Origin of the sequence: Streptomyces sp. NBC_00859, assembly GCF_045161865.1 — a bacterium.
GTDB lineage: Bacteria > Actinomycetota > Actinomycetes > Streptomycetales > Streptomycetaceae > Streptomyces.
The window spans coordinates 1,435,847-1,450,808 of record NZ_CP108826.1; the positions used below are offsets into that span (position 1 = coordinate 1,435,847).

A 14,962-nucleotide genomic window follows, 5' to 3' on the forward strand; every position below is an offset into this window, starting at 1 on the left:
GGACAGTAGATGACACGTCACAGAAGCACCTGGCGGACCTTGACCGCCGCCCTCGCGACAACGCTGTTACTGCTCGGACTGCCCGCTCTGTCCGCCGCGGCGGCCGGCGGGCCCGACCTCGCGGCAAGCAAGCCCGCACGGGCCTCCGGCGCAGCCGCGGAGTACGGTGCGGCGAACGTCACCGACGGCAACTCCAGTACGTACTGGGAGAGTTCGAGTAGCACCTTCCCCCAGTGGGTGGAGGCCGATCTGGGATCGACCGCCCGCGTCGACCAGGTCGTGCTGAAGCTCCCGGCGGGCTGGGAGAGCCGGAGCCAGACCCTGTCCGTGCAGGGCAGCACGGACGGCACCGGATACAGCACCCTCGCCGCGTCCGCGGCGCACACCTTCGGTCCGGCGAACAGCAACACGGTGACCGTCGGCTTCCCGGCCACCCGGGCCAGATACGTGCGGATCGAGATCACCGCCAACTCCGGCTGGCCCAAGGCTCAGCTCTCCGAGCTGGAAGTCCACGCCGCCGACGCTGCGGCGTCCTCGGCCAATCTCGCCCTGGGCAGCACACTGACCGCCAGCAGCTACACCGAGACGTACACCCCGGGGCAGGCGAACGACGGCAATCGCGCCACCTATTGGGAGAGCAAGAACAACGCCCTCCCGCAATGGGTCCAGGCCGACCTCGGCGCAGCGGTCCGGGTGAACCAGGTCGTCCTTCGGCTGCCGGACGGCTGGGGCTCGCGCACCCAGACGCTGAAGATCCAGGGCAGCGCCGACAACACCGACTTCACCGATCTCACCGCGTCCAAGGGCTACACCTTCGACGCGGCCGGCGAACAGACCGCGACGATCTCGTTCGACGCCACCACCACCCGCTACATACGGGTGCTCATCACCGCCAACACCGGTCAGCCGGCCGGGCAGCTGTCGGAGCTGGAGGTCTACGGACCCACGACCGGCGACGTCACGGCGCCGACGGCCCCGCAGGGCCTCTCGTACACCGAACCCGCGTCCGGCCAGATCAAGCTCGGCTGGCAGGCGTCGACCGACGCGGTGGGTGTCACGGGCTATGACATCTACGCCAACGGCGAGCTGCGTTCCTCCGTCGCCGGTGGTGTGACCACGTACACCGACAGCCAGCCGGCCGGCACCACCGTCTCCTACTACGTACGGGCCCACGACGCCGCCGGAAACCAGTCGGGAAACAGCAACACCGTGACCCGCAAGGGCGACACCGGAGACACCCAGGCGCCCACCGCGCCATCGAACCTGGCGTTCACCCAGCCGTCCGCCGGTGACATCAAGCTGACCTGGGGCGCATCCACGGACAACGTGAAGGTCACCGGGTACGACATCTACGCCAACGGCGAGCTGAGCAAGTCGGTCGCCGGTGATGTCACGACGTACACCGACAGCCGTCCCGCCGGCACCACGGTCTCCTATTACGTACAGGCGAAGGACGCGGCCGGGAACGCATCGGGCAACAGCAACACCGTCACCCGTCTCGGCTCCACCGGAGCCGGTTCCGATCTCGCCCGGTCGAAGCCGATCAGTGCTTCGTCCACGGTCTTCACCTTCGCGGCCGAGAACGCCAACGACGGCCTGACCAGCACCTACTGGGAAGGATCCGGGGGCAGTTACCCGAACACGCTGACCGTGAAGCTCGGTTCCAACGCCGATGTCAGCTCCGTCGTGCTGAAGCTCAATCCGGACAGTTCCTGGGCCACCCGGACCCAGAACGTCCAGGTGCTGGGGCGTGAGCAGAGCGCCACCTCATTCACGAGTCTGGCGGCGGGCAAGGACTACACGTTCAACCCGTCCAGCCAGAACACCGTCACCATTCCGGTGACCGGACGGGTCGCCGATGTCCAGCTGAAGATCACCTCCAACACCGGGTCCGCGGCGGGACAGATCGCGGAGTTCCAGGTCATGGGTGTTCCCGCCCCCAACCCCGACCTCCAGGTCACCAAGATCACCTCCTCCCCGGCCGCACCGGTCGAGTCCGACGACATCAGTCTCTCGGCCACTGTCACCAACAGCGGCACCCAGGCGTCGGCTGCCACGGACCTCAACTTCAGCCTCGGCTCCACCAAGGCCGGGACGGCCGCGGTCCCCGCACTCGCCGCCGGCGAGTCGAAGACCGTCACCGGCTCCATCGGCACCCATGACGCGGGAAGTTACCCGCTGAGCGCGGAGGTCGACCCGGCGGACAAGGTCGTCGAGACGGACGAGGGCAACAACACCTTCACCAGTCCGGCCCCGCTGGTGGTCAAGCCGGTCGACAGCTCCGACCTGGTGGCATCGCCGGTCGGCTGGTCGCCCAGCTCCGCCTCCGCCGGCGACGCGGTGAAGTTCTCGGTGGCGGTCAAGAACCAGGGCACGGTCGCCTCGGCCTCCGGCGCCCATGCCATCACCCTCACCGTGACCGACTCCAAGGGCGCCACGGTCAAGACCCTCACCGGCTCCTACTCCGGGACGATCGCGGCGGGCGACACCGCTCCCCCGGCCGATCTGGGCAGCTGGACCGCGGTGAACGGCACTTACCAGATCAAGACGGTGATCGCGGACGACGCCAACGAACTGCCGGTCAAGCGCGGCAACAACACCACCACGCAGCCACTGTTCATCGGGCGCGGCGCGGACATGCCGTACAACAGCTATGAGGCGGAGGACGGTGTCCTGGCCGGCGGCGCCAAGGTCGTCGGGCCGAACCGCACCGTGGGCGACCTCGCGGGTGAGGCGTCCGGGCGCAAGGCCGTGACCCTCAACAGCACGGGTCAGTCCGTGGAGTTCACCACCAAGGCCAGCACCGACACCCTGGTGACCCGCTTCTCCATCCCGGACGCACCGGGCGGCGGCGGCATCAACTCCACTCTCGACCTGTACGTGGACGGCACGTTCCTCAAAGCCGTCGATCTCACCTCCAAATACGCCTGGCTGTACGGAGCCGAGACCGGTCCCGGCAACGACCCGGGCTCCGGCGCCCCCCGCCACATCTACGACGAGGCCAACGTCCTGCTGGGCATGACCGTCCCCGCGGGCCACAAGATCAAGCTCCAGAAGGACGCCGCCAACACCTCCACGTACGCGATCGACTTCGTCAACACCGAACAGGCCACGGCCGCCCCCAACCCGGACCCGGCCACGTACACCGTTCCGGCCGGCTTCTCCCAGCAGGACGTCCAGAACGCGCTGGACAAGGTCCGGATGGACACCACAGGCAAGCTGACCGGTGTCTATCTGCCCGCCGGTGACTACGAGACGTCCAGCAAGTTCCAGGTGTACGGCAAGGCAGTCCATGTGGTCGGTGCGGGCCCCTGGTTCACCCGCTTCCACGCCCCCTCCTCGCAGGAGAACACCGATATCGGCTTCCGGGCCGAAGCCACGGCCAACGGCTCGTCCTTCGCCGGTTTCGCCTACTTCGGGAACTACACCTCACGGATCGACGGCCCCGGCAAGGTCTTCGACTTCTCCAACGTCTCCGACATCACCATCGACAACATCTGGGACGAGCACACGGTGTGCTTCTACTGGGGAGCCAACACCGACAGCATCACCATCAAGAACTCACGGATCCGTGACACCTTCGCCGACGGCATCAACATGACCAACGGCAGCACGGACAACCACGTGACCAACAACGAGTCGCGGGCCACCGGTGACGACAGCTTCGCGCTGTTCTCGGCGATCGACGCCGGGGGCGCGGACGAGAAGAACAACGTCTTCGAGAACCTCACCTCTCTGCTCACCTGGCGTGCGGCGGGGGTCGCCGTCTACGGCGGCTACGACAACACCTTCCGCAACATCCGGGTGGCGGACACCCTGGTCTACGCCGGCGTCACCGTCAGTTCACTGGACTTCGGCTACGCGATGAACGGGTTCGGCACCGATCCGACCACCTTGGAGAACATGACGCTGGAACGGACCGGGGGCCACTTCTGGAACGGCCAGACCTTCCCGGGAATCTGGCTGTTCTCCGCGTCGAAGGTGTTCCAGGGCATCCGGATCAACGATGTGGACATCGTCGATCCGACGTACAGCGGAATCATGTTCCAGACCAACTACGCGGGAGGACAGCCGCAGTTCCCGATCAAGGACACGGTGCTGACCGACATCACGATCACAGGCGCCAGGAAGAGCGGTGACGCCTACGACGCCAAGTCCGGCTTCGGCCTCTGGGCCAATGAGATGCCGGAGTCGGGTCAGGGCCCGGCGGTCGGCGAGGTCACGTTCCACAATCTCAAGATGAGCGGCAACGCTCAGGACATCAAGAACACCACGTCGACCTTCACCATCAACAATCTGCCGTAGCGGCGGACGTTCACGGGCCCCGGCCGGAGTTCCGGCCGGGGCCCGCTGCCGGGTCCGGAGGCACGCTCCGGGGGCCGCAGGTCAGCCGGCCGCCGAGCCCGCCAGGACGGTTCCGGCGTGGCCCTCGCTGCCGGGAGCCGTGTCGAACAGCTGGTTGGCGGGGCGCGGCAGGCCGTAGTGCTCGCGCAGCGTGCGCCCCGTGTACTCGGTGCGGAACAGACCGCGCTCCTGGAGGATCGGCACCACCCGGTCCACGAAGATTTCGAGCCCGGAGGGCAGCACGGCGGGCATGATGTTGAATCCGTCGGCCGCCCCGCTGTCGTACCAGTGCTCGATGGTGTCGGCCACCTGCTCCGCCGTGCCCGCGAAGGTGCGGTGGCCGCGGCCGCCTCCCAGCCTTCCGATGAGCTGCCGGACCGTGAGGCGCTCACGCCTGGCCAGCTCGACGACGAGGGTGTACCGGCTCTTCGCTCCCTCGATCTCGTCCTCGGTGGGAATGTCCTCGGGCAGTTCCTCGTCGAGCGCGAGGTCGTCCGGCGCGATTCTCAGCCGCTCGGCCAGCTGCCGCTTGGCGTACTCCGGCACGATCAACCGGTCGAGCACATCGTCAAGTTCCCTCGCCTCCGCCTCGGTGTCGCCGATGACGGGGACGATACCCGGAAGGATCTTGATACCGCCGGGTTCGCGTCCCGCGGCTGCCGCACGCCGCTTGACGTCCTGGTAGAAGGCGATGCCTTCCTCCAGTGTCTGCTGGGCGGTGAACACCGCTTCCGCGTACCGGGCGGCGAAGTCCTTGCCGTCCTCGCTGGAGCCTGCCTGCACCAGCAGCGGATAACCCTGCGGCGGACGCTGGACGTTCAGCGGTCCGTCGACGCGGAAGTACTCGCCGCTGTGGTCGATCCTGCGGACGCGGTCCGCCAGCGCGTGCACACCGCGCTCCTTGTCGGCGACCACCGCGTCGTCGGCCCAGCTGTCCCACAGTTTGGTCGACACCTCCACGAATTCGGCGGCCCTGCGGTACCGGTCGCGGTGCAGCGGAGTGTCGTCCAGGCCGAAGTTGCGGGCGGCGTCGGCGCCGGCGGTGGTCACGATGTTCCAGCCGGCCCGCCCCCCTGAGACATGGTCGAGCGAGGCGAACCTGCGGGCCAGGTTGTACGGCTCGTTGTAGCTGGTGGACGCGGTGGCGATAAGGCCGATGTGCTCGGTTGCACCCGCCAGCGCGGTGAGGAGGACCGTCGGCTCCAGCTTGGCCGCCGGCCGCCGGCCCGGATCGCCCATCAGGACCGGGCTGTCGGCGAGGAACAGCGAGTCGAGTCTTCCGCGCTCGGCGATGCGGGCGAGGTTCTTGTAGTGCTCGACGTCGGTCTCGGCGTGCGCCGGGCTCTCGGCGAGACGCCAGGACGCCTCGTGGTGGCCGGTGGACATCAGGAACGCGTTCAGGTGCAGCGGTGCGCGGCCGGGGGTGGCGCCGGGTGTGCGTGGCATGGGGTGTCGTCTCCTCAGGAGGTACGGGGAAGTACCGGGGGCAGGGGGTGGGGCTGTGTCACGCCGAGAGCGGTGAGCAGGGTGTCGCGGTACTCCTGGAACCGGGGATCGCGCCGGGTCCTGGGTGCGGCGAGGTCGACGGCGAGGTCGAGGGAGATCCGTCCGCTCTCCAGGACCAGCACCCGGTCGGCGAGCTCGACCGCCTCGTCGACGTCGTGGGTCACGAGCAGTACGGCGGGCCGGTGGCGTTCGTACAGTTCGCGCAGAAGCCCGTGCATCCTGATCCGGGTGAGTGCGTCCAGTGCTCCGAACGGCTCGTCGGCCAGCAGGAGTTCGGGGTCACGGACCAGAGCTCGGGCGAGTGCCGCACGCTGTTGCTCGCCGCCGGACAACTCGTGCGGCCAGGCCTTCTCCCGGCCTGCCAGGCCGACCTCGTCAAGTGCCGTAAGCCCGCGTTCCCGGGCGCCGGGTCCGCGCATTCCGAGTACCACGTTGTCCAGGAGGCGCAGCCAGGGCAGCAGCCTCGAGTCCTGGAAGGAGAGGGATACCCGTTCGGGGACGCTGAGTTCGCCGGAGCCGTCGACGCCGTGGTCGAGGCGGGCCACGGCGCGCAGCAGCGTGGACTTGCCCGAACCGCTGCGGCCGAGCAGGGCGGTGAACTCGCCCCGGCCGAGGGTCAGGTCGAGCTCCTTCAGGATGATCCGGTCGCCGAAGCGGCGTACCAGCTTCGTCGTCCGTATGGCCGGACCCGTCACGGTCAGCCCGCCAGGGTGCGTCGCCACGACAGAGCCCTCCTCCCGATCGCACGGACCAGGGCGTCCGACGCGTAACCGAAGATCCCGTAGATGACGAGGCCCACGATGATGACGTCGGACTGGGCGTACTGCTGCGCCTGGAACATCATGTAGCCGATTCCGCTGGTCGCGTTGATCTGCTCGACGACGACGAGGCCGAGCCAGGAGGCAGTCACGCCAAGCCGCAGACCGACGAAGAAGCCGGGCAGCGACCCGGGCCCGACCACCTTGACGAGGAACTGCCGGCGGCTGAGTCCGAGTGCTTCCGCCAGCTCCACATACCTGCTGTCGATGCTGGTCAGCGCGGCGTAGGTGTTGACGTACATGCTCACCGCGACGCCGAGCGCGATGACGGTGACTTTCATCTGCTCACCGATGCCGAGCCAGAGGATCATCAGTGGAAGCAGCGCCAGCGAAGGAATGGCCCGCTTGATCTGGAGCGGGCCGTCGAGCAGATACTCCCCGGCGCGGCTCAGCCCGGCGGCCACGGCCAGGATGGTCCCGGCCGCGGCCCCGAAGAGGAGGCCGAGCCCGGCACGCTGGAGCGAGATCAGCACGTTCGTCTGGAGCCGTCCGTCGGCGGCCAGGTCGCCGGCCGTGGAGAGCACCGTGCCGGGGCCGGAGAGGATCCTCGGGTCGAGGTAGCCGAGGGCGGAGGCCGCCCACCACACGACGACCAGCAGTACCGGCCCGATCAGCCGCCCGAAGGGGACGGTCCGGCCGGGGCCCAGCCGTCTGCGAGCGGTGCGGACACGTGGCCGGGTGCGCGACGTGGACTCGGGACCGGACCGCACCGAACCGGCTCGCACCGGGCCGGGGTGCGCGGCGTCGGGATGCGTGGCGTCGGGGTGCGTGGGTCTGGGGTGCGTGGGTCCGGGGTCCGCCGGTTCCTGAAGGCGTATGCCCGAGAGCGCTTCGGTCATGATCCCTCCCGGTACGACGCCGGTACGGCCTCGTACGCCAGCCGCTCGAAACGGCGGTCGAAGAGCTTGGTGACGTCCTGTTCGGGTACGAACCCGCCCGCGGCCATCAGGTCGGCGGTCTCCTGCTCCCAGGCGACCGCCCTGTCCCAGTTCCTGGTGAACACCGGTCTGGCCTGGGAGGCGACGATGCGTCTGCCGTCCGCCGCCGTGACGCCCTGGTCCTTGACGTAGTACCTGTCGATCCACTGGTCGGTGTGTTCCCACGCCCAGACCTGGCCCCGCGCCCAGAGCGGGATGAAGTCACGGACGGCGGCGGCCTTGGCCCGGTCGTTCAGCACCTCGTCCGGTGCCCAGAGAACCGTGAGCAGATCCACCACGTCGGTGTGCACTCCGCGGGCGCCGTCCTTGGCGTACTGACTCAGGTACTTGGTGAGCGTGGGCTCCGCGAGCGGGGCCACATCCACCTGCTTGGACTGGAGAGCGGTGAGGAACTGAGTACTGGGCAGAGCCACGAGAGTGACGTCGCTGTTGCGCAGACCGGCCTTCTTCAACGCCCGCAGTACGACGACGCCCTGGGCCTGGCCCTGCGAGAAGGCGATCTTCTTGCCGCGGAAGTCCGCTGCCTCTCTGACCGCCGAGCCCGGAGCGGTGGCGAACGCGTACGAAGGATGGTGCCGCTCCTGGACCGCCACGATCCTCGCCCCGACCCCGATCGCCCGCGCCTGGATCGGTGGAATTCCCGCATTGACCGCCAGGTCGACGGAGTGCGCACGGAATCCCTGGATGACGTCGGGTCCCGCGGTGAGATTGGGCCAGTCCGACACGGTGAACCGCAGATCCTTTTCCAGCCCGGACGGGGCCAGTTGAAGATGTGTGGTCCATACGGCAACCGATAGTTTCGTTCCCGGTGGCGGGGCGCCGGAAGGGAGAGCGCCCAGCGGCTTTTCACTGGCGGCCGTCGTGGTCTGCGGGGCGCAGCCGGCCAGGCCGAGCGCCGTTGCGCCCATGAGGGCGAGAAACGACCTGCGGCCGGCGTGAGCGGATGACGGGGAAGCTGACATGGTGTTTCCCGTTCGGTGGGTGGCTGTGGGCGGGGCGGGTCGGCGGGGTCAGAGCGACCGGAAGCCGCCGTCGTGGAACAGCAGGGGCCCCCGGCTCTCGTCCAGCCAGGACTCCTCGACGCGCGCCACCACGATCCGGTGGTCCCCGGCCGGCACGATCTGCTCGACACCGATCCGCAGCCAGCCCGCCACTCCGCCGAGCACCGGCTCTCCGCCCGGCAGCCTCCGCCACTGCGTCGGAGCGGCGAACCTGTCAATGCCGCTGGTCGCGAACGTCCTGGCCAGCGAGGTCTGGTCGGCGGCGAGAAAGTTGACGACCGCAGTCGTGGCGCGTTCCAAGTGAGGCCAGGAGGAGGCTGTCACCGCGATTCCGAAGGACACCAGCGGCGGGTCGAGCGAGAGCGAGGTGAGTGAGGTCGCGGTGAATCCGACCGGGCCCCGCCCGGCGTCGGCGGTGACGGCGACCACCCCGGCAGGATGCCGGCGGAACACCTGCTTGAAACGCTCGGGAGCGATCCCCGGAGCGGCGTACGGAGACGGCGCGGCATACGGCGGCACGGTGACAGACATGATCTCCCCAGGAGGAATCGGCCGTCGGGCATGACGGATCAGCACGTGCATGCCCGACCGGCGGGAAAAACAGGATGGAATGCGAGAAACCAAGAGATCTGCGAGATCTGCGAAATACGGTCGCTCTTCAACAGGAGCGGTCGAGGCGCTCTGCGGCTATCGGGGAACCCGAATGGAGCGACAACAGAGACAACGGGCGAAGACGCCGGCCGGCGCGACTGTGCGGCAGCCGCATGCCCTTCGGGGCATGCACTGGGAAATCCGCTGCGGTCCGGTCATGAATCCATCCTCGCGTCCCGTTTCCCACCCGGTCAACAATGCAACGTTCTGAATTAATTCGGTGCCTCCGCGGACGGTCAGCACGCCGCTGTCACCACCGGCCAGGGGCCGAGCGGGTCCGCGTACAGTGCGCCCAGCGCCACCGCGCCGCCCGCGGTCGCCAGCACCGATCCGGTGAAGCTGCCGGGCACCACGCCGTGTTCGGGGTCGTCACAGACCAGGGAGCGCTCCCCCACCTCGGCCCGCAGCACGGCCAGACACTCCGGCAGCCGGGCGGCTGCCGGCTCCACGACCACCAGCACCTCGGGATCGAAGGTGTCGAGGAGCAGCGCCGCCGCCCTGCCGACGTACCGGGCCCGGTCCTCGAAGAGTTCCCGCGCACGGGGTTCCCCGGCGAGCGCGAAATCCAGCAGGTGACTGAACGACGGTGCGTGCAGGCCCCGTTCGGCCGCCCGGCCGAGCAGCGCGGACTCCGAAGCCACTGCGTGCAGACAGCCGGGTCTGGCGCAGACGCATGGTTCCCCCGCGCCCGGCGGACAGGCCGGGCCGACCGGCAGATGGGCCACACTGCCCGCCCCTGCCCGCGGTCCCAGATGGACGGTGCCCGCGGAGGTGAAAGCCGCGTCGATGACCGCACCGACGAAGAGGAGAACCGCACTGGCGCGGGTGGTCACCTCACCGAACATCTGCTCGGCGCGCGCCAACGCCCGTGCATGGCTGTCGACATGGACCGGCAGCCCGGTCGCCGCCGCGAGGTACTCCCGTACCGGCACGTTCCGCCAGCCGAGCTGCGGGTGGTCCACGATCGTCCCGGCAGCGGGGTCGACCCGGTTCCCGGTGGCCACGCCGAGCGCGAGCACGGTGCGGCCACCGGCGTGCGCGGCCACCATCCGGGGCAGCCGCGCGGCGAGGGTGTCCAGCACCCGCCGCGGGTCCGTGTCCCGGTGCGGCTGCCGGTCCTCGGCCACGATGCGGCCCCGCAGATCCATCAGGGAGAGCGTCGAGTGGGCCACGGCGATGTGCGCACCGGCCACCAGACAGAGCCCGGTGTCGATCTCCACAGGGATGTGCGGCCGCCCGAGACCGCGGGGCCCCGCGGTCTCGGCGCTCTCCCGGACCAGGCCGCGGGCCAGCAGCTGCCTGGTATGGCCGGTGACCGACGCGGGCGACAGACCGGTGAGACGGGCGACAGTGGAGCGGGCGACCGGGCCGTGATCGAGGATCGCGGCGAGTACGGCACCGGTGCCGGTACCTGCGGCACGGCGCTGCTGTCCGGCGGCCGGTATGTCGGAGCGGCGAAGCGGGGTGGGGCGGCGGGCGGGCGCGGGCGGACGGTCCACGGATGGCATCCCGGTGCTCGGATGGGGTGGCGCTCCAGTACGGGGCTCCCCGGCGGGAGCCACACGGCAGCCCCGCCGACGCCGTCGGCGGGGTTCTGCTTCTTCCATGGGAGGGCGCCACGCGACCCGGTGGAACCGGTGCGGGAAAGGCGGGTCGGGTCAGTGGAGCCGGCCTGGGGGCGGGCCCCGGTGACCGGCCCGTGCGGGCGCCGTACGGACCAGTGCGTTCAGGCCCGGTGACACGCCGCGGAGCACACACGCTTCAGGTCGACATGACCACGAGTCGTCAGGTGCGCGGAAGGGTGCATGGCGCGCAAGGTATCCGGCTCTGCCGAACCCGGTCAAACCGCCGACCACATCATGGACAGCGTGGACGGCGCACGCGCCGCCCCCCGACGCGCGCTGGGCGCCGGGCGGCCAATCATGCATGGTCCGGCGCTTTCCGGGCATCAGCGGCTGGACGGGAAACCGAGACCTAAGGAACGTACGACAGTGAGCTATCCCCCCACCCCCGGTTCGCCCATATACGACCAGCTGGTCCAGGAGCACGGCGATGTTCTCGCCGAGGCGCGGAAGCTGGCCGAGGAGGCTCTTCAGCAGGCGGACCCGGCACAGTACTGGGAGGGCGCACTGACACACCGTCGGGCGTCCGAGAAGTCGGAAAAGGCCGGGGCAGCGGGGAAGATCTGAGCCTTACACCGGCCCGCACCCCCGCGAAAGGTCCGGCTCGCACTGTTCGGGCCGTTTTCGATCGTCATGCCCCGGTGGCGCAAAGTCTGAATCGGTTTGGTCACGACAGGCAACCCATGCGTCGTCGTCGCCGTTCTTGATGGGTAGCGGTTCCCGGAGGGGAATCGCCGTTCGCGACAGACACGGAGTGAATGACGATGGTCCACCTTTCGGTTGTCGTACCGTGCTACAACGAAGCGGAGGTGATCGGCTCCTTTCACACCGCGCTGGTCGCCGCGCTCGAACCGACCAGGGAGACGTTCGAGATCTGCTACGTCGACGACGGCAGCAGCGACCGGACCCTGAGCGAACTGCGTCGGCTCGCCGCCGACGACTCCCGGGTGCGCTTCACCTCCTTCAGCCGCAACTTCGGCAAGGAGCCGGCGATGCTCGCGGGACTGCGGATGACCGCAGGCGACGCGGCCGTTCTCATGGACGCGGATCTCCAGCATCCGCCCGAACTCCTGCCGCGCATGCTCGATCTGCACCGGCACGGCTACGACCAGGTCATCGCACAGCGCGACCGCTCGGGTGAGGGCGCGCTGCGGTCGGCGCTCAGCCGGATGTACTACCGGCTCGTCCGGCGCTGCATGGATGTGGAAGTCATCGACGGAGCAGGCGACTTCAGGCTGCTGTCCCGCCGCGCGGTGGACAGTGTGCTGTCGCTCCCGGAGAGCAACCGCTTCTCCAAGGGGATCTTCTCCTGGATCGGATTCGACAGCGTCAGCTTCACATACCAGAACGTCGAGCGAGCGGCCGGTGAGTCCAAGTGGGGCGGCCGCCATCTGCTCAACTACGGCATCGACGGGCTGCTCTCCTTCAACAGCAAGCCGCTCAGGCTCGCCATCCACACGGGCCTCTGCCTCTTCCTCTCGGCGCTCGTCTACGCGGTGTACATCATCGGGAACGTCGTGCTCGACGGTGTCGACACCCCCGGATACACCACGCTGCTCACCGCGATCGTCGCACTCAGCGGGATCCAGCTCGCCACGCTCGGGGTCATCGGTGAGTACGTCGGACGGATCTACCACGAGTCGAAGCGCAGGCCGCACTACGTCGTCAGCGAGACCGACGACCGCGCCAGGGACTTCTCGCCGCGCTCCTCACTGGAGACCGCGGGCCGGGTGCGGCCTACGTCATGAACCATGACGAGACGCGTCCGCCCCCCGCGTCGACTCACACGCCGGAACCGGAACCAGCGCCCCGCACGCAACCCGCGCGGGCCCGGACGCTCGGGCAGTTCGCCACCTTCGCAGCGATCGGCGTCGCCAACACCGCTGTCTACTACGCCGTGTACGCCACGCTGAACCACTGGATCCCGTATCTGGCAGCCCATGTGCTGGGCTGGACCGTGAGCATCACCGTGTCGTTCCTGCTCAACTCGTACATCACCTGCCGCACCCGCCCCACCTGGCGCGCGTTCGCGCGCTACCCGCTCTCCGGTGCGGTCAACGTCGTGGGCAGTGGAATCCTGCTCTACCTGGCAGTGAGCACGCTGGGGATGAACGAGGACATCGCCGCTGTGGCGGCCGGTGTCCTCGTCACGCCCGTATCGTTCCTGCTGGCCAGGTGGGCCATCGACTCCGGTGCGGCGCCCGCGCCGGAGGAGGGCCCGGTCAGGGCACGCGCTTCCCGCGGGTGACCCGGTCGACGTGGTAGTAGTCGGCAACGCAACTGGCGGGCCAGCCATGCGGCTTCGTACCGAAGGGTTCCAGCATCCGGCCCACGTGGAGCGGCTTGTACGGCAGGACCTCGGCCCCGGCTGCCGACTGCTCCCGCAGCCAGTGGTCCTGACGGTCCCACCTCTCGGCCCTGACGTGCATCTGGTGGCCGAGAGTATGCAACGGGACGGCCAGCGAGACACAGGCCCCGGCACTGATGACTGCGGCCGCGACCACCACCGCCGGTACCCCGGCCGGGCGCCGCCGGATCGCGCGCCCCAGCAGCGCGCCGGTGCCCACGAGCAGCAGGACGTACAGCAGCAGGTAGTCGTTCCAGGTTCGCTGGGTGGTCAGCAAGTGGTTGCCGAACACCGGGTATGTGATGACCGCGCACAGGTACCCGGAGACCAGGAAGGCCAGTGCGCCGACGCCCACGAGGAGGAACGGGCGGCAGGGCAGCAGCACCCCGGCCCGCTCGCGGCGCGCCACCAGACCGAGCACCAGTCCTGCCGCGACCGCGCCCAGGTACTGCCAGGTCGACAGGACCGCCCAGAGGATATGGGCGTACTGGTGCAGCGAGGCGGAAAGCGAGTCCGGTGCCAGCATCGAGGTCCCGGCGCCGAACTTCTCACGGCGCCGGCGCGAGCCCGGTGATGTCACCAGCAGCAGTACGCCGATCGCGACGCCGGCGGCCATGGCGATCGCCCAGCGGCGGACATGCGCTCGTACCCCCGCGGCGAAGACCTGCCCGGCGAAGAGCACGACGGCGGAGAGGACCACCAGGACCACGACCGAGGTCTCCTCGGACAGCGTCCCCAGGAACGTCCCCGCGAACACGGCGAGGACGAGGGCCGCGACTCTCCCGCGTGGCCCGCGGGCCAGGAGCGCCGGGATGACCGCGGCGCAGGCCAGTACGGGCGCCACAGTGTGCGAGACGGAGGCCGCGGGCCAGAAGAACGTCTTGTATGTGTTGGTGGTGGCGAGGAGGAAGACGACGGCCGTGACGGACGCCACGAGCAGCGGTACCCCGCGCGGCACGGTGAGCCGGGCCGCCCGCACGACCAGGGCGGCAACCACCCACAGCAGTCCCAGCATCAGCACAGCGCTGACCAGTCCGAACCACTGGTGTCCCGGGACTCCAGGCTCCGCGTAGAGGCCGACGAGCCAGCCGTTCGCGATCCGGCCGTTGTCGCGGAAGTAGAACTTGCCGGTGAGCCCGGAGATCCCGTGGTCGCGGACGTACGGCAGGAAGCACCACTCGTCGGCGCTGGGGCGCACGTACTGCCCGTACCAGGCCGCCACCGCGAGCAGGCCCAGTGGCACCAGGGAGAGAAGCAGCGCCCACGACCTGGTCAGCTGCCGGAGGGGGCCGTCGCGCCCTGGGCCTCTCGACGTCCGGTCTCCGTCGCCCGGTTGTCTGGGGACGGTGACGCTCGATGCGTCGACGGCCATGTGCACCACTGCCTCTCGGGGGAAATGCCGGTCTGCCCCGAAGACGAGTTTCGATGCCCCCGCGTTGCGCCCCGTACCCCCACGGGCCATGCAATTGCCCCGATCGGGTGAAGCCGGGCGACAGGTTGTCCGAGGACGGCAGGCCGGGCTACGGAACCTGTCCGGCCCGTCGGCCCCGGTGCCCCAGAACTCCGTACAGGGCTTTCGGATCCGCCTGGATCAGCCTCTGGAATACCTGCCAGGTCCGCTTGATCAAGAGCCTCCAACAAAGCGGGACACAAGGCGTATCTTGGATTTTCTGGAGCAGATCCGGCCCGGCATACTGGCGCAGATTATTTCCGGGCTGTCTTCGATGCTCTGAGC

At 69.1% G+C, this 14,962-nt stretch carries 11 protein-coding genes; 4 read left to right on the forward strand and 7 right to left on the reverse strand.

Annotated elements, in window-relative coordinates; genetic code table 11:
* Window positions 1–9 precede the first annotated feature (9 nt).
* The gene (locus OG584_RS06060; RefSeq protein WP_405775777.1) at window positions 10–4,305 is read left to right on the forward strand and encodes a discoidin domain-containing protein; all 4,296 of its coding nucleotides are present in this window, start codon (window positions 10–12) and stop codon (window positions 4,303–4,305) included.
* Window positions 4,306–4,386: 81 nt separating this feature from the next.
* Here OG584_RS06060 and OG584_RS06065 read toward each other — a convergent pair whose 3' ends face one another.
* From OG584_RS06065 to OG584_RS06090, 6 genes are all read right to left on the reverse strand, one after another.
* Window positions 4,387–5,790, reverse strand: a complete 1,404-nt coding sequence (locus tag OG584_RS06065; RefSeq protein ID WP_405775779.1) for an LLM class flavin-dependent oxidoreductase — start codon at window positions 5,788–5,790, stop codon at window positions 4,387–4,389.
* A gap of 14 nt (window positions 5,791–5,804) precedes the next feature.
* On the reverse strand, window positions 5,805–6,572 hold the full coding sequence (locus OG584_RS06070) for an ABC transporter ATP-binding protein (protein ID WP_405775781.1): 768 nt from the start codon (window positions 6,570–6,572) through the stop codon (window positions 5,805–5,807).
* On the reverse strand, window positions 6,548–7,507 hold the full coding sequence (locus OG584_RS06075) for an ABC transporter permease (RefSeq protein ID WP_405775783.1): 960 nt from the start codon (window positions 7,505–7,507) through the stop codon (window positions 6,548–6,550). The genes OG584_RS06070 and OG584_RS06075 overlap by 25 nt, the downstream gene beginning before the upstream one ends.
* The gene (locus tag OG584_RS06080; RefSeq protein ID WP_405775785.1) at window positions 7,504–8,568 is read right to left on the reverse strand and encodes an ABC transporter substrate-binding protein; all 1,065 of its coding nucleotides are present in this window, start codon (window positions 8,566–8,568) and stop codon (window positions 7,504–7,506) included. The genes OG584_RS06075 and OG584_RS06080 overlap by 4 nt, the downstream gene beginning before the upstream one ends.
* A 48-nt stretch (window positions 8,569–8,616) precedes the next feature.
* Window positions 8,617–9,138 carry a flavin reductase family protein gene (locus OG584_RS06085; RefSeq protein WP_405775787.1) on the reverse strand — a complete coding sequence of 174 codons (522 nt, stop codon included), beginning with the start codon at window positions 9,136–9,138 and terminating at the stop codon, window positions 8,617–8,619.
* Window positions 9,139–9,494: 356 nt separating this feature from the next.
* On the reverse strand, window positions 9,495–10,757 hold the full coding sequence (locus OG584_RS06090) for an ROK family protein (RefSeq protein WP_405775789.1): 1,263 nt from the start codon (window positions 10,755–10,757) through the stop codon (window positions 9,495–9,497).
* 492 nt (window positions 10,758–11,249) lie between these two features.
* Between OG584_RS06090 and OG584_RS06095 the strand changes: the two genes are divergently transcribed.
* From OG584_RS06095 to OG584_RS06105, 3 genes are all read left to right on the forward strand, one after another.
* On the forward strand, window positions 11,250–11,447 hold the full coding sequence (locus tag OG584_RS06095; RefSeq protein WP_405775791.1) for a hypothetical protein: 198 nt from the start codon (window positions 11,250–11,252) through the stop codon (window positions 11,445–11,447).
* Window positions 11,448–11,644: 197 nt separating this feature from the next.
* The gene (locus OG584_RS06100; protein WP_405775793.1) at window positions 11,645–12,628 is read left to right on the forward strand and encodes a glycosyltransferase family 2 protein; all 984 of its coding nucleotides are present in this window, start codon (window positions 11,645–11,647) and stop codon (window positions 12,626–12,628) included.
* Window positions 12,625–13,128, forward strand: a complete 504-nt coding sequence (locus OG584_RS06105) for a GtrA family protein (RefSeq protein ID WP_405775795.1) — start codon at window positions 12,625–12,627, stop codon at window positions 13,126–13,128. The genes OG584_RS06100 and OG584_RS06105 overlap by 4 nt, the downstream gene beginning before the upstream one ends.
* Here OG584_RS06105 and OG584_RS06110 read toward each other — a convergent pair.
* On the reverse strand, window positions 13,103–14,599 hold the full coding sequence (locus OG584_RS06110; RefSeq protein ID WP_405775797.1) for a DUF6056 family protein: 1,497 nt from the start codon (window positions 14,597–14,599) through the stop codon (window positions 13,103–13,105). The genes OG584_RS06105 and OG584_RS06110 overlap by 26 nt on opposite strands.
* Between the last annotated feature and the right edge of the window lie 363 nt (window positions 14,600–14,962).

Bases quoted from the DNA above. Each gene is read 5' to 3' on its own strand.
- OG584_RS06110 (WP_405775797.1), bottom strand. From the start codon at position 14,599: ATGGCCGTCGACGCATCGAGCGTCACCGTCCCCAGACAACCGGGCGAC.
- OG584_RS06080 (WP_405775785.1), bottom strand. From the start codon at position 8,568: ATGTCAGCTTCCCCGTCATCCGCTCACGCCGGCCGCAGGTCGTTTCTC.
- OG584_RS06065 (WP_405775779.1), bottom strand. From the start codon at position 5,790: ATGCCACGCACACCCGGCGCCACCCCCGGCCGCGCACCGCTGCACCTG.
- OG584_RS06105 (WP_405775795.1), top strand. From the start codon at position 12,625: ATGAACCATGACGAGACGCGTCCGCCCCCCGCGTCGACTCACACGCCG.
- OG584_RS06060 (WP_405775777.1), top strand. From the start codon at position 10: ATGACACGTCACAGAAGCACCTGGCGGACCTTGACCGCCGCCCTCGCG.
- OG584_RS06085 (WP_405775787.1), bottom strand. From the start codon at position 9,138: ATGTCTGTCACCGTGCCGCCGTATGCCGCGCCGTCTCCGTACGCCGCT.
- OG584_RS06075 (WP_405775783.1), bottom strand. From the start codon at position 7,507: ATGACCGAAGCGCTCTCGGGCATACGCCTTCAGGAACCGGCGGACCCC.
- OG584_RS06100 (WP_405775793.1), top strand. From the start codon at position 11,645: ATGGTCCACCTTTCGGTTGTCGTACCGTGCTACAACGAAGCGGAGGTG.